This window comes from Streptomyces sp. NPDC087845 (assembly GCF_044742755.1).
Lineage (GTDB): Bacteria > Actinomycetota > Actinomycetes > Streptomycetales > Streptomycetaceae > Streptomyces.
Window position 1 is genome coordinate 66,919 of record NZ_JBIUVC010000014.1, and the last position, 14,562, is coordinate 81,480.

A 14,562-nucleotide genomic window follows, 5' to 3' on the forward strand; every position below is an offset into this window, starting at 1 on the left:
GCTCGGGGGAGCGCGCGCCGGACATCGCGGCGGCGGGAAGCCCGGACCGGGCACCGGCGGGGCGCCGGGTGCGGGCCCACCCGGCGCCGGGTGCGCCACGGTGAGCGCGCCGGCCGGCGCCCTCGGCGCGCTCCTCTCCCGGCGGTCGACCGTCGGTGGCACCTCCTCGCTGGTGTCGCAGGTCCTGCTCGGCCTCGTCTGCGGCGGTTACGCGGTCGGGGCCGCCCTCGGCTGGGGTTCGACGGAACTTGCGCTGTTCATGGGGGATTTCGGCCTCAGCGCCGCCGCGACGGTCGCGGCCGTCTCCTGCTTCCTCTACGCGCGGGCCCGCGGTGACCGGTGCCGGCCCGCCTGGCTGCTGTTCTCGCTCTCCTCGCTCATGGCCGCCGGGGGCAACGCCGTCTGGGGCTGGTACGAGGTCCTGCTGGGGGTCCAGGTGCCCAGCCCCTCCCTTGCCGACGCCTTCTACCTCTGCTTCGCACCGCCCGCCATCGTCGGGCTGCTCGTCCTCGCCAAACGCCCCGTCACGCGGGCCGGCTGGGTCTGTCTCGCGCTGGACTCCTGGCTGATCGGCGGATCGCTCCTCACGCTCTCCTGGAGCCTCGCCCTCGCCCACACCGCGCACCTCGTGGACGCCGAGGGGGCGAGCGTGGCCCGCGCGGCGCTCTCGCTCGCCTACCCGCTGCTCGACATCGTGCTGGTCTCCATGGTGCTGGCCCTGCACTTCCGGCGGGCCAACGTCAACCGCTCCGCGGTGAACACCGCCATCGCGGCCCTCGCCCTGACGGTCCTGTCCGACGCCCTGTTCACCTCCCCACTGCTCCGCCAGACCTACCACTCCGGCCAGTTGCTGGACGCGGGCTGGTTCGCCGGTTCCCTGCTTCTCGCGTACGCGCCCTGGGGCGCGAGCAGCGCACCGGACCACCCCCTACCGCCTCGGGACGCGCCGCGGCCGACCAGTCGGCCCATCGCGGGATCGCTGGCGGCACTGACGCCGTACCTCGCCGGCGCCGTCTGCACGCTCGGCATCCTCTACAACGTCATCGAAGGCCGCCGAGTGGACCGCGTGGTGGTCTTCACCGGCTGCACGGTGGTGCTCGCCCTGGTCGTCCGCCAGGGCATCATGCTCGTCGACAACATCGCCCTCACCCAGGAGCTGGCGCAGAAGGAGAACCACTTCCGCTCCCTGGTGCAGGGCTCCAGCGACGTCATCATGATCGCCGCCCCCACGGGTGTCCTGCGCTACGTCAGCCCCGCCGCCGCAGGCGTGTACGGGCGCGACGCCGAAGACCTCGTCGGCGCCGAGCTCTCCTCGATCATCCACCCCGACGACCTGGGGCGGGTGGTCCACGAGGTGCGCCGGTTCCTGGCCGCCCCGCCGGCCGAGGAACCCACCACCCGGATCGAGTGCCGGTTCCGGTCCGGTACGGGCGACTGGCTCAACGTCGAATCCACGGTCAACCGCCACCAGGGCGGGCTGATCCTCAACAGCCGCGATGTGACCGAGCGGGTGCGGCTGCAGGCGCAGTTGCAGCACAACGCCGAGCACGACCCGCTCACCGACCTGCCCAACCGGGCGCTGTTCACCGAACGGGTCCGCCAGGCCCTCGGCGGCCGCCGCTCCGGCGACCCCGGCACCGCCGTGCTCTTCATCGACCTCGACGGCTTCAAGGCGGTCAACGACCGCCTCGGCCACCAGGCGGGCGACGAGCTCCTCATCCAGGCCGCCCGCCGCCTCCACGAATCCGTACGGGCCGGAGACACCGCCGCCCGCCTCGGCGGCGACGAATTCGCGGCCATCATCCTCGGCGACGGCACCCGCGAGCAGTCCGCCCGGGAATGTCAGGTCCACGAGATCGCCGACCGGCTGCGCCTCACCCTCTCCCAGCCCTACCGCGTCGGCGTCAGCGTCGGCGAGGTCCGGGTCGCCGCGTCCATCGGGGTCGCCTTCGCCGAGCCCGGCATCAGCCCCAGCGACCTCATGCGCAACGCCGACCTCGCCATGTACCGCGCCAAGGCGGGCGGCAAGGACCGGGTCGAGCTGTACGCCCCGCAGATGCAGGCCGAGGTCGTACGCCGCTCCGAGCTGGCGGCCCGGCTGCGCACCGCGCTGCGCGACGGCGAGTTCGCCCTGCTCCACCAGCCCGTCGTGCACCTCGCCAGCGGGACCGTCGCCTCCGTCGCCGCCCAGGCCCGCTGGCGCTCCGCCCAGGGCATCCTGTTCACCCCGGCCGAATTCCTCCGCGTCGCCGACGACAGCGACCGCACCGCCGAGCTCGGCCGCTGGCTCCTCGAAAAGGCCGTCGAGCAGGCCGCCGACCGGTCCAGGGCCGGGCACCCGGTCTCCGTCACCGTGCGGCTCCCCGCCCGCAGGCTCCTCGACAAGGGCATGCCGTTCGGCTCCGTCGAGGCGCTGCTCACCCGCCACAGCCTGCCCTCCGGCGCCCTGATGATCGAGGTCTCCGACAGCGACCCCCGCATCTCCTTCGACGAACTCGAACAGCGTCTCGTCGCGCTGCGCCGCCTCGGCGTCCGTATCGCGCTCGACGGCTTCGGCAGTGGCTACGCCGCGATCAACGCCCTGCGCCGGCTCCCCATCGACGTACTGAAACTGGACCGCGGCCTTGTCGAGGGAGTCGTGGAATCCGCCCGGCTGCACAAGATCACCAGCGGCCTCCTGCGCATCGCCTGCGACCTCGGCATGCAGTCCGTCGCCGACGGGGTCGACGTACCGGAGCAGGTCCTCGCGCTGCGCGCCATGGGCTGTACGCACGGCCAGGGGATGGCCTTCTCCGGGCCGCTCGACGAGTACCGGCTGCGCCGCGCCCTGGCCCGCGGCGAGTTTCCGGTGCCCGGCAGCACCACCGCCCAGCCGGTCCTGGCAGGCGGCTCGATCCCACTCCTCAGCGGCTCACATGCTGAGACTCCCGTCCCACCCACTTGACACCTTGTGTGCGTCGGAGAGAGGGTCATTGCCATGCGCACCCGAATTCTCGTACTTGGAAAGCGCGTCGGCTGAAGCAGAGTCCCTCGTTGAGGCCCTGCAGACCACACCGACGCGCTCCCCTCGCTTGCCTCACGGCACGAGGGGTTTTTTGTTGCACCGGCACCAGGCAAAACGTCGCAAAGCACCCGCAAGAAACCCGCAAAAACCCTCAGCTTCGAGAAGAGAATGCCGATGACCGAGCAGGCCACCGGGGCCCACCATCCCCAGCCGCGGGCCCGTAACGGCGGATCACCCGCCGCCACCGTTGAGCACGTCACGGGCGCGCAGTCACTCATCCGGTCTCTCGAGGAGGTGGGGGCCGACACGGTATTCGGCATTCCCGGCGGCGCCATCCTGCCGGCGTACGACCCGATGATGGACTCCAGCCGCGTCCGCCATGTGCTGGTCCGCCACGAGCAGGGCGCCGGACACGCCGCCACCGGGTACGCGCAGGCCACCGGCAAGGTCGGCGTCTGCATGGCCACGTCGGGCCCCGGCGCCACCAACCTGGTGACGCCGATCGCCGACGCCCACATGGACTCCGTCCCGCTCGTCGCGATCACCGGCCAGGTCGCCTCCAAGGCGATCGGAACGGACGCCTTCCAGGAAGCCGACATCTGCGGCATCACCATGCCGGTCACCAAGCACAACTTCCTGGTCACCAAGGCCGAGGACATCCCGCACACGATCGCCGAGGCCTTCCACATCGCCTCCACCGGCCGTCCGGGGCCCGTCCTCGTCGACATCGCCAAGGACGCCCTCCAGGCGCAGACCACGTTCAGCTGGCCGCCCGTCCTGGACCTGCCCGGCTACCGCCCGGTCACCAAGCCGCACGCCAAGCAGATCCGCGAAGCCGCCAGGCTGATCACCCAGGCCAGGCGCCCGGTGCTGTACGTCGGCGGCGGCGTCATCAAGGCGGGGGCCACCGCCGAACTGAAGGTCCTCGCAGAGCTCACCGGAGCGCCCGTCACCACCACACTGATGGCGCTCGGCGCATTCCCCGACAGCCACCCGCTGCACGTCGGAATGCCGGGCATGCACGGTGCGGTCACCGCCGTCACCGCGCTGCAGAAGGCCGACCTGATCGTCGCCCTCGGAGCCCGTTTCGACGACCGTGTCACCGGCAAGCTGGACAGCTTCGCCCCGTACGCCAAGATCGTCCACGCCGACATCGACCCGGCCGAGATCGGCAAGAACCGCGAGGCGGACGTGCCGATCGTGGGCGACGCCCGCGAGGTCCTGGCCGATCTGGTCCAGGCCGTCCAGGCCGAGCACACCGAGGGGCACGTCGGCGAGGCCGCCCGGACACGCTACTCAGCCTGGTGGAAGGATCTCAACCGCTGGCGCGAGACCTACCCCCTCGGCTACGACCTGCCGGAGGACGGCAGCCTCTCGCCGCAGCAGGTCATCCAGCGCATCGGCAAGCTCGCCCCCGAGGGCACGATCTTCGCGGCGGGCGTCGGCCAGCACCAGATGTGGGCCTCGCACTTCATCCAGTACGAGCAGCCCGCCACCTGGCTGAACTCCGGCGGCGCCGGAACGATGGGGTACGCCGTCCCGGCCGCGATGGGCGCCAAGGCCGGCATGCCGGACCGTACGGTCTGGGCGATCGACGGCGACGGCTGCTTCCAGATGACGAATCAGGAACTCACCACCTGCGCGCTCAACAACATCCCGATCAAGGTCGCCATCATCAACAACGGCGCACTCGGGATGGTCCGCCAGTGGCAGACCCTGTTCTACAACCAGCGGTACTCCAACACCGTGCTGCACTCCGGTGCGGACACCGAGGGCGTCCCGGCGAAGGGCACCCGCGTCCCGGACTTCGTCAAGCTGTCCGAGGCCATGGGCTGCTACGCGATCCGCTGCGAGGACCCGGCCGATCTGGACAAGGTCATCGAAGAGGCCAACTCCGTCAACGACCGCCCCGTCGTGATCGACTTCATCGTCCACGAGGACGCCATGGTGTGGCCGATGGTCGCCGCCGGCACCTCCAACGACGAGGTCATGGCCGCCCGCGGGGTCCGCCCCGACTTCGGCGACAACGAAGACGACTGAGAGACAGAGAGAGACCGACTCCATGTCCACCAAGCACACGCTCTCCGTCCTGGTCGAGAACAAGCCCGGTGTCCTCGCCCGGATCACCGCACTGTTCTCCCGCCGCGGCTTCAACATCGACTCGCTCGCGGTCGGTACCACCGAACACCCCGACATCTCGCGCATCACCATCGTCGTCAATGTCGAGGACCTGCCGCTGGAGCAGGTGACCAAGCAGCTCAACAAGCTGGTGAACGTCCTGAAGATCGTCGAACTCGAGCCGTCCGCTGCGATCCAGCGCGAGCTCGTCCTGGTGAAGGTCCGCGCCGACAACGAGACCCGCTCCCAGATCGTCGAGATCGTCCAGCTGTTCCGCGCCAAGACCGTGGACGTCTCCCCGGAGGCCGTCACGATCGAGGCGACCGGCGGCGCCGACAAGCTGGAGGCCATGCTCAAGATGCTGGAGCAGTACGGCATCAAGGAGCTGGTCCAGTCCGGCACGATCGCCATAGGGCGCGGCGCGCGCTCGATCACCGACCGTTCGCTGCGCGCCCTCGACCGTACCGCCTAGGCACCGCCGCCTCGCCGCTCGTATGGCGAGACCCGAAAACGTATCTGACGCACCCCGCCGTACGGTGGGACGCAACACCTGCACACCAAGGAGAGACCCAGTGGCCGAGCTGTTCTACGACGACGATGCCGACCTGTCCATCATCCAGGGCCGCAAGGTCGCGGTCATCGGCTACGGCAGCCAGGGCCACGCCCACGCGCTGTCGCTGCGCGACTCGGGTGTCGACGTCCGTGTCGGTCTGCACGAGGGCTCCAAGTCCAAGGCCAAGGCCGAGGAGCAGGGCCTGCGCGTGGTGACCCCGTCCGAGGCCGCCGCCGAGGCCGACGTCATCATGATCCTGGTCCCGGACCCGATCCAGGCCCAGGTCTACGAGGAGTCCATCAAAGACAACCTCAAGGACGGCGACGCGCTGTTCTTCGGCCACGGCCTGAACATCCGCTTCGGCTTCATCAAGCCGCCGGCCGGCGTCGACGTCTGCATGGTCGCCCCGAAGGGCCCGGGCCACCTGGTCCGCCGCCAGTACGAGGAGGGCCGCGGCGTTCCGTGCATCGTGGCCGTCGAGCAGGACGCCTCGGGCAACGGCCTGGCGCTCGCCCTGTCGTACGCGAAGGGCATCGGCGGCACCCGCGCCGGCGTCATCAAGACGACCTTCACCGAGGAGACCGAGACCGACCTGTTCGGTGAGCAGGCCGTCCTCTGCGGTGGCACCGCCGCCCTGGTCAAGGCCGGTTTCGAGACCCTCACCGAGGCCGGCTACCAGCCGGAGATCGCGTACTTCGAGTGCCTGCACGAGCTGAAGCTCATCGTGGACCTCATGTACGAGGGCGGCCTGGAGAAGATGCGCTGGTCCATCTCGGAGACCGCCGAGTGGGGCGACTACGTCACCGGCCCGCGGATCATCACGGACGCCACCAAGGCCGAGATGAAGAAGATCCTCGCGGAGATCCAGGACGGCACCTTCGCCAAGAACTGGATGGCCGAGTACCACAACGGTCTGCCCAAGTACAACGAGTACAAGAAGGCGGACAGCGACCACCTCCTGGAGACCACCGGCCGTGAGCTGCGCAAGCTCATGAGCTGGGTCAACGACGAGGACGCGTAGTACCGGCACCCCGGGGGCGGGTCCGCGGACCCGCCCCCGGGGCGTTCCCCCCGCTTCACCGCTGGAAGAGGCGGCGTCGTACGTGTGTACAAGTCGTCCACCCCCATGTGGGTGATCCTTCCATCGGGGCGAAGAAAGCCTCCTGGCGCATGACTACACTGCTCCACACATACACGCGTCAGGCCCACAGTGTCGTGCGTCTTCCACGCGGCAAGCCCCTCCACCGCCTGCGGCCGTCGGGACGGCCGTCCGCACTGGACTTGTGAGGACTCACGTGAGCTCGAAACCTGTCGTACTCATCGCTGAAGAGCTGTCGCCCGCCACGGTTGACGCCCTGGGTCCGGATTTCGACATCCGGCACTGCAACGGCGCGGACCGCGCCGAGCTCCTTCCCGCGATCGCCGATGTCGACGCCATTCTGGTGCGCTCCGCCACCAAGGTCGACGCCGAGGCCGTCGCCGCCGCGAAGAAGCTGAAGGTCGTCGCCCGCGCGGGCGTCGGCCTGGACAACGTCGACGTCTCCGCCGCCACCAAGGCCGGCGTGATGGTCGTCAATGCGCCGACCTCCAACATCGTGACCGCCGCCGAGCTGGCCTGCGGTCTGCTGATCGCCACCGCGCGCAACATCCCCCAGGCCAACACCGCCCTCAAGAACGGCGAGTGGAAGCGCTCCAAGTACACCGGCGTCGAGCTGAGCGAGAAGGTCCTCGGCGTCGTCGGCCTCGGCCGCATCGGCGTCCTGGTCGCGCAGCGCATGTCGGCCTTCGGTATGAAGATCGTCGCGTACGACCCCTATGTGCAGCCCGCGCGCGCGGCCCAGATGGGCGTCAAGCTCCTCACGCTGGACGAGCTGCTGGAGGTCGCCGACTTCATCACCGTGCACCTGCCCAAGACCCCCGAGACGCTCGGCCTGATCGGCGACGAGGCGCTGCACAAGGTGAAGCCCTCCGTGCGCATCGTCAACGCCGCGCGCGGCGGCATCGTCGACGAGGCCGCGCTCGCCTCCGCCCTCAAGGAGGGCCGGGTCGCCGGCGCCGGTCTCGACGTCTACACGAAGGAGCCCTGCACGGACTCCCCGCTGTTCGAGTTCGACCAGGTCGTCTGCACCCCGCACCTGGGCGCCTCCACCGACGAGGCCCAGGAGAAGGCCGGTATCGCGGTCGCCAAGTCCGTCCGGCTGGCCCTCGCCGGCGAGCTCGTGCCGGACGCGGTCAACGTCCAGGGCGGTGTGATCGCCGAGGACGTGCGTCCGGGCCTGCCGCTCGCCGAGAAGCTCGGCCGGATCTTCACCGCGCTCGCGGGCGAGGTCGCTGTCCGCCTCGATGTCGAGGTCTACGGCGAGATCACCCAGCACGACGTCAAGGTGCTCGAACTCTCCGCGCTCAAGGGCGTCTTCGAGGACGTCGTCGACGAGACCGTGTCGTATGTGAACGCCCCGCTCTTCGCGCAGGAGCGTGGTGTCGAGGTCCGCCTCACCACCAGCTCCGAGTCGCCGGACCACCGCAATGTGGTCACCGTCCGCGGCACCCTCTCGGGTGGCGAGGAGGTCTCGGTCTCCGGCACGCTGGCCGGACCCAAGCACCTCCAGAAGATCGTGGCCGTCGGCGAGTACGACGTGGACCTGGCGCTGGCCGACCACATGGTGGTGCTGCGCTACGAGGACCGTCCCGGTGTCGTCGGCACGGTCGGCCGGATCCTCGGCGAGGCCGGTCTGAACATCGCGGGCATGCAGGTCTCGCGGACGGGCGCGGGCGGCGAGGCGCTGGTCGTCCTCACCGTCGACGACGACGTCCCGGCGTCGGTGCTCGCCGAGATCTCCTCGGAGATCGGGGCCACCTCGGCCCGTACGGTGAACCTGACCGACTGACGGCCTCAGGCCCCGCGTACCCGGCATCTAGACGTGCGTCTTACACAAACGTCTGCATGCCGGGTACGCTGCTTTCATGGGACATCGTGAGGATCTGCTCGAAGGCGCCAAGCGCTGCCTCCTGGAGAAGGGGTACGCCCGGACGACGGCACGCGACATCGTGGCCGCCTCCGGCACGAACCTCGCCTCCATCGGCTACCACTACGGCTCCAAGGAGGCCCTGCTCAACCTCGCCTTCCTCAAGGTGACGGAGGAGTGGGGCGATCTGCTCACCGAGCGGCCGGACGAGGCCGCGGACGGCGACGGCGGGGCCCGGCCGCCGCTGGAGCAGTTCCGCGACACCTGGGAACGGGTGATCGACAGCTATGAGCGGACCCGGCCCGTCTGGCAGCTCCAGATGGAGGTCATCTCCCGGATCGACCAGGATCCGGAGCTGCGGAAGGCTCTCGCGGGCCCGCAGCGCGAGGGCCGCGACGGGCTCGCCGAGAACATGCTCGGCATCGATCCGGAGACCGACCCCGAGAGGGCGCGGGTGGCCGGGTTGTTCTGCCAGGCACTGCTCGCGGGCGTGATGGTGCAGTGGCTGATGGACAGCGAATCGGCCCCGTCCGCACAGGATCTGACGGATGGTCTGAAGGCGGTGCTGGACGGGCGCGTGAGCTAGTGCCGTGACCGGCACTAGCGGCCGCGGGCGTCGCGGAGGTCGTGGGCCGACCTCGCCGACGGCACATCATGGGGCCCACATGGGGTTGATGTTGGGCCCGGAGACCCATGACGCGGACGGCGGCCCGACCCTAGGGTGAGTGACTGTCATGTCACTCACTGACACCGGGGGTCGGGGCACGTATGTCTGCTATCGGTGGCATACCGGTTCCGGGGGGTCCGGCGCCGGCAGGTGCGCGGCGGCGAGAGCTTCCGCGTCCGCTCAACACGGTGCGGGTGCTGCTCCTCGTACTGTTCGGCGCGACGGTCCTGGGCGCGCTCGGCCTCTTCGGCTCGGCGCTCGCGGTGGACGCCATGGGCGCCGAAGTCATCGGCATCCTGCTGTACGCCTCCCTGCCGGGAGTCCTCGGCCTGCTGCTGGCGCGGCACGTGCGGACCGGTGGCAGGCGGGTCTGGTGGGGGCTGGTCGCCGTCCAGGTGTGGCTGGTCCTCGGCGGTGTGGCCAACATCGGGGACGGGTCGGCGCACGGCTTCACGCAGCTGCTGCTGCCGGTCCTGATCCTGGTGTTCCTCACCCGGTCGCAGAGCCGGGCGTGGTTCCTGCTGCCCTCGGGCGAACGGGGTGAGCGGCCGAAGTTCTCGCTTCCGCACATGATCACCTGGCGCCGGGACCGGGGGCAGACGGCCCTGGAGTACCTGGGCCTGGTGCTGATCGTGGTCGCGCTGATCGCGGCCATGGCACTGAGCGGCCTCGGTGGCCGGATCACCGCGCAACTCCAGTCGGCGGTCTGCTCGCTGAGCGGCTACTCGTGCCCCGCGTCCGGCGACGGCCCGGGGCGGGTCGAGGCGGGCCACGGCCAGGACGACGGCACCACGAGCGGGGGAGCGGCCGGGGGAGGAGCCGCGGGCGCGGACGCCGGCTCGACGGTCACGGGCGGTACCGGCTCGAAGGGCGGTACGAACGGCGGCCCGGCCGGCAGTGACGCGACCGGCGGGAACACGGCCGGTGGGAACGCGGCCGGTGGGAATACCAACGGCGGGAACACCAACGGCGGCGACGCCACCGGGGGCCCCTCCGGCGGTACGGGCGCGAGCGGCGGCACCGGAGGCCCCGACGACGGCCGTCCGGGCAGCGGGGTGGACACCTATCCCGAGAACGGCGAGGAGCCCGAGGCCGACTACGACGTCCCCGCGTCCGACAAGGACGACAACGGGAACAGCGACGGCGGCAGCAAGACCGAAGAAGAGGACTGCGGCGGCTGGGGCTTCTTCGGCTGCGCCTGGGACCGCACGACCCAGGTCGTCAAGGGGGTCGCGGTCGACGGGATCTGGGGCGACCTCACCGGGATCGTCGACCTGTTCAAGCCCGAGACGTGGTCCGGCATCGCGGACTACGGCAAGCAGCTCGGCAACCAGTGGATGCAGGACTCCAAGGGCGCCGGTGACAAGTGGAACGACGGCGACTACCTCGGCGCCGTCTGGGACTGGGGCAAGGCGTCGGTCAACACCGTGGCGAAGGTCGGCGACGACGTCATCGTCGGCGACGACGTCCGCGACCGCTGGAACAACGGCGAGAAGACCCGTGCCGTCACCGACGTCGTCTGGAACATCGGTTCCTTCTTCATCCCCGGCTACGACGTGGCGAAGGTCGTCGGCAAGGTCGGCGAATTCGGCAAGCTGGGCAAGGTCGCCGAGAAGGTGGCGGAGGCCGCGGGGGACGCGGGCGCCGCGGCCCGCCGCGCCCGCAAGGCCGCCGAGCTCGGTGACCTCAACGGAGTCCGCAAGGCCGCCAAGGAGGCCGACGACGCCGCGGACGCGGCGGAGGACGCGGCGCGCCGGACCGGCTGTGTCATCGCTTCCGGGCCGCTCCTGGTGCGTCACGGCGGCGGAACCGTTGCCGGAGTCGGCGGTTCCGGTACCGGGGTACTGGCCTCCGGCTCGGTCGGCCGGGTGGTCCTCGCGGACGGCGGGTGCGACGAGGCGGCCAAGGCCAAGGCCGCGGAGGCACGTGCCCAGGAGCGGGCGGCCCACCTGGAGCAGAAGCGTCTGGAGGAGCCGGAGCGCGCCCGCAAGGCCGAACTGGACAAGAAACAGTACCCGGAGCCGACGCGCAACGACACCTCCGACCCGCGCAACTACAACCCGCCGTCCTGGGCCAAGGAGCTGAAGGACCACACCCTCGGCGACGCGGACCTGGGCGACGGCTACTGGGCGAGCCGCGACCGCAACCCCGCACCCAACTGGAAGAACGAGTCCTGGCTGCGGTACCAGGAGCAGGTCACCGGCACCAACCGGGGGCAGGAGTACGTCGTACCGCACCCCAAGGAGGGCAAGCCGGCCGTGGAGTACGACGGCTGGGACTCGGGCAGGCAGACCTTCCTGGAGGCCAAGAACGGCTACCGCAGCTATCTGTCCCAGACCGAACAGGGCGCTCTCACCAAGTCCGGCAAGGACAAGTTCATCGCCGAGGCGACGGCCCAGGTGGAGGCGTCCGGCGGCCGGGCGGTGGAGTGGCATTTCTCCGACCCCGAGGTGGCCAAGGCGGCCCGCCAGGCGTTCCGGGACGAGCAGCTGCCGATCAAGGTCGTCTACAGCAAGCCGAAGGTGAACGACAGCACCAGGAAACCGGGTGCCTTCGACGAGTAGCCTGCACGCGGTGGTGCCCGGGCCGCGCCCGGGCGCCACGCCCGACGGACGAAGCTCGACGGAGGAAAGTGCATGCGACGTGTAGTGCGGGGCTTCTGGGGCCCCCGGCCGGAGCCGGCCGAAGCGCTCGCCGGACGCTGGAAGCGGACGCTGGACGGGCTCACGGAACTGCTGCCCGAAGCGGCGCCGACGGGCGGCGCGGCCGGAGCCGGCGCCTGGCAGCAGGTCCACGGCTCCGGCCCGGCGACCGGCCTGGCGGCGGACGAGGGGGCACTGCTCGACGCTCTGCGGGAGGCGCAGACGGCCCAGGACTGGTCCGACCTCACCGGCACGGCGCTGCGGCTGGTCCACACGGGTGGGCCCGGCTGGCAGACCGAGATCAGCGGACTGGCCGGGGGCGCCCCGGAGTTCCTGCTCCAGTCGCTCGTGGTGACGCTCCACGCGCCCGACGGCGCCGAGGTCCCGGAGGCCGGGATCCTCGCCGTCCTCGCCCGGGTGTGGGAGCCGGACTTCGGTGATGTGAGCGACAACGACGTGCTCGACGCGCTGGAGGACGACGCCGGATTCTCCGTCGGGGACCCCGTGGTGGGCCGGGTCGGATACCTCTCCCCGCGCCGTGCGGCCCTCGTCCCGGACAGCCTGAAGGCGGCCCGTGAGGAACTGCCCGGCGGCGGCGTCCTCCTGCGCGTCGCGGACCCCGGGGCGAGCGAAGAGGTGGTGACGGCCTACGAGCGGCTCCGCGAGGCCGGCGCGCTCGATCCGCTGCCCCGGCCGATGGACCGGGCCGTTCTGTGAGCTCCCGTGCCGGGGAGCCCTTCACCACGGCCCGCGCGCTGGCGGACGTCGAGGAGCTGCTGGCGGGCCCCGTACCGGCGACCGGGCCCACCATGGCCGAGGGGGATCCGGAGACGGGGGAGTGGACCGCGACCGGCGGCGAGGGCTTCCGCGTCGTCCCGCTCTGGGAGGGCGACCCGCTGACCGGGGTGTACGCCCCCGACTGGAACGACGCGCAGGAGGCGGCCGAGGGCCATCTCGCCGCCCTCGCCGGGGAACTGGACCGCAGATGGGGCCCGCACCGTGCGGTGCCACTGCACCTTCCGCTGCTGCGGCGGCAGGAGGGTGCTCCCGTCGAGCCGCTGTTCGGCGCGCTGTTCGACCAGGACCTCCTCGGCGACCTGTCCGTCTGGGGCCCGGTGGGCGCCACCGGCCGCTGGGTCGGCGTGAGTGTGGGGCACAGCGACGGCGACGCGCCGCTGGTGCTGGCGGCCCTCGTCAGCGACCGGCCGGTCACCGCTCCGGACGAGCGGTGAAAGCCGCCCCGCCGGCGGCCGCGTCCGGCTCGCCCCGAACCCCGTCACGGCGGGGGCGCGGGGTCAGAGCCGCGCGCCCTTGAGCGCCATGTGCAGCAGCAGCCGGTCCTCGCCGTCGTTCAGGTCGAGGCCGGTGAGCTGCTGGACCCGGGAGAGCCGGTAGTAGAGCGTCTGGCGGTGGATGCCGAGCGCGGCGGCCGTCCGGGACGCCTGGCCCGCGCAGTCGAGGAACACCTCGGCGGTGCGGGCCAGATCCTTGTGCGGCGGGGTGAGCAGGGCGTGCACCGCGCGGTCCGCGGCCGCTTCCGCGGGGAGTGCGGTCAGCAGCCGGTACGGGCCGATCGCCGACCACTCGGCGACCGGACCGAAGCGGGACTCGGCCGACGCCGCACGGGCGGCGGCCGACGCCTCGTGCCAGGCCGCGGCCAGCTCCGCCAGGCCGCGGCGGGGCACCGCGACCCCGGCCGTGGCGCCCCGGCCCGCCGCGGAACGCAGCCGGTCCGCGGCGGTCAGCGCCGGGTCGAGGACATCGGTGGAGCGCAGCCGGACCAGTGCGGCCAGCGAAGCGGCCCCGGCGGCCCCCGGGGCCGGCACCGAGGTCAGTGCCGCCGCCGACGACACCGTACCGACCGACGGCGGATCGTCGGTCCACGGCGTCACGCACACCAGCGTGTGCAGCCCCTCCGCGTCCCGGCCCAGCGCCTCGTGCAGCGCGGCCACCGCCATGTCGTGCTGCCAGCCCCGCCCGGCGGTGAGGACCGCACCGAACTCCCGGGACAGATCCGTGCCGGCCCGCGCTTCGTCGGAGAGCAGTCCCCCGATCCGGGCCGCCACCTCCATCGCCGCGTTCAGCTGTTCGCCGGTCGGCCCGGGGTCCGCGTCGAGCAGCCATACGTAACCGAGCACCACACCCCGATGGCGTACCGGCAGGCAGATCCGGCCCCGGAACACCCCGGCCTCCGGGGCGGCCGGAATGCGGACCGGGCCGGTCGCGCGGGCGATGCCGAAGCCCTCGAACCAGGCGCGGACGGCGGGCGTGGAGCGCCTGGTCAGGATCGAGCGGGTGCGGACCGGGTCCATCGCCGTGTCGTCGTCGCTGTCGTGGGCGCCGAAGGCGACCAGGCCGAAATCCCGGTTCTCCAGCGTCGCGGGGGCGCCGAGCAGCCCCGAGATCTCGTCGACCAGCTCCTGGTAATCGCCCTTCACCCGAACATTCTCGCACCCCTTTCAGACATATGTCTGAGATCCCGGGAGCGGATGCGTGACAGCTGTCGATGGCACACGATCGGAGGGATCCTTAGATTTCACGGTGGTTCTCCGTGCTGTACCGCTTTGTTCCCCCTCTGCCGGTACGGCCTTCGTTCGTACTTTCCGTGGAGG

The 14,562-nt window shown here is 71.2% G+C and carries 10 protein-coding genes; 9 read left to right on the plus strand and 1 reads right to left on the minus strand.

Going from position 1 to position 14,562, the window contains the following annotated elements:
- Positions 1-100 precede the first annotated feature (100 nt).
- The 9 genes from ACIOMQ_RS30285 to ACIOMQ_RS30325 all read left to right on the plus strand — a co-directional run bounded on the left by ACIOMQ_RS30285 (position 101) and on the right by ACIOMQ_RS30325 (position 13,182).
- Positions 101-2,944 (plus strand): putative bifunctional diguanylate cyclase/phosphodiesterase, encoded by a 2,844-nt coding sequence (locus ACIOMQ_RS30285; RefSeq protein ID WP_401260821.1) that lies wholly within the window; start codon positions 101-103, stop codon positions 2,942-2,944.
- A gap of 228 nt (positions 2,945-3,172) precedes the next feature.
- The gene (locus tag ACIOMQ_RS30290) at positions 3,173-5,044 is read left to right on the plus strand and encodes an acetolactate synthase large subunit (RefSeq protein ID WP_362203780.1); all 1,872 of its coding nucleotides are present in this window, start codon (positions 3,173-3,175) and stop codon (positions 5,042-5,044) included.
- A 22-nt stretch (positions 5,045-5,066) separates the two neighbouring features.
- A complete protein-coding gene (gene ilvN / locus ACIOMQ_RS30295) occupies positions 5,067-5,594 on the plus strand; it encodes an acetolactate synthase small subunit (protein WP_018553223.1) in 528 nt (175 codons plus the stop codon).
- A gap of 100 nt (positions 5,595-5,694) precedes the next feature.
- Positions 5,695-6,696 carry a ketol-acid reductoisomerase gene (gene ilvC, locus ACIOMQ_RS30300; protein ID WP_362203784.1) on the plus strand — a complete coding sequence of 334 codons (1,002 nt, stop codon included), beginning with the start codon at positions 5,695-5,697 and terminating at the stop codon, positions 6,694-6,696.
- Positions 6,697-6,970: 274 nt separating this feature from the next.
- Positions 6,971-8,563 (plus strand): phosphoglycerate dehydrogenase, encoded by a 1,593-nt coding sequence (serA, locus tag ACIOMQ_RS30305; RefSeq protein WP_362203787.1) that lies wholly within the window; start codon positions 6,971-6,973, stop codon positions 8,561-8,563.
- 76 nt (positions 8,564-8,639) lie between these two features.
- Positions 8,640-9,227 (plus strand): TetR/AcrR family transcriptional regulator, encoded by a 588-nt coding sequence (locus ACIOMQ_RS30310; protein ID WP_362203790.1) that lies wholly within the window; start codon positions 8,640-8,642, stop codon positions 9,225-9,227.
- A gap of 182 nt (positions 9,228-9,409) precedes the next feature.
- Positions 9,410-11,872, plus strand: a complete 2,463-nt coding sequence (locus ACIOMQ_RS30315) for a Tox-REase-5 domain-containing protein (protein WP_402191162.1) — start codon at positions 9,410-9,412, stop codon at positions 11,870-11,872.
- A 72-nt stretch (positions 11,873-11,944) separates the two neighbouring features.
- A complete protein-coding gene (locus tag ACIOMQ_RS30320) occupies positions 11,945-12,667 on the plus strand; it encodes a hypothetical protein (protein WP_362203796.1) in 723 nt (240 codons plus the stop codon).
- A complete protein-coding gene (locus ACIOMQ_RS30325) occupies positions 12,664-13,182 on the plus strand; it encodes a hypothetical protein (RefSeq protein WP_362203799.1) in 519 nt (172 codons plus the stop codon). The genes ACIOMQ_RS30320 and ACIOMQ_RS30325 overlap by 4 nt, the downstream gene beginning before the upstream one ends.
- A 63-nt stretch (positions 13,183-13,245) precedes the next feature.
- Here the strand turns inward: ACIOMQ_RS30325 and ACIOMQ_RS30330 are convergent, their stop codons facing one another.
- Positions 13,246-14,388 carry a PucR family transcriptional regulator gene (locus ACIOMQ_RS30330; RefSeq protein WP_401260809.1) on the minus strand — a complete coding sequence of 381 codons (1,143 nt, stop codon included), beginning with the start codon at positions 14,386-14,388 and terminating at the stop codon, positions 13,246-13,248.
- Positions 14,389-14,562: the final 174 nt, after the last annotated feature.

Excerpts from the sequence above, each read along its gene's own strand:
- ACIOMQ_RS30290 (WP_362203780.1), top strand. The coding sequence starts at position 3,173 with ATGCCGATGACCGAGCAGGCCACCGGGGCCCACCATCCCCAGCCGCGG.
- ilvN (WP_018553223.1), top strand. The coding sequence starts at position 5,067 with ATGTCCACCAAGCACACGCTCTCCGTCCTGGTCGAGAACAAGCCCGGT.
- ACIOMQ_RS30310 (WP_362203790.1), top strand. The coding sequence starts at position 8,640 with ATGGGACATCGTGAGGATCTGCTCGAAGGCGCCAAGCGCTGCCTCCTG.
- ACIOMQ_RS30315 (WP_402191162.1), top strand. The coding sequence starts at position 9,410 with ATGTCTGCTATCGGTGGCATACCGGTTCCGGGGGGTCCGGCGCCGGCA.
- ACIOMQ_RS30320 (WP_362203796.1), top strand. The coding sequence starts at position 11,945 with ATGCGACGTGTAGTGCGGGGCTTCTGGGGCCCCCGGCCGGAGCCGGCC.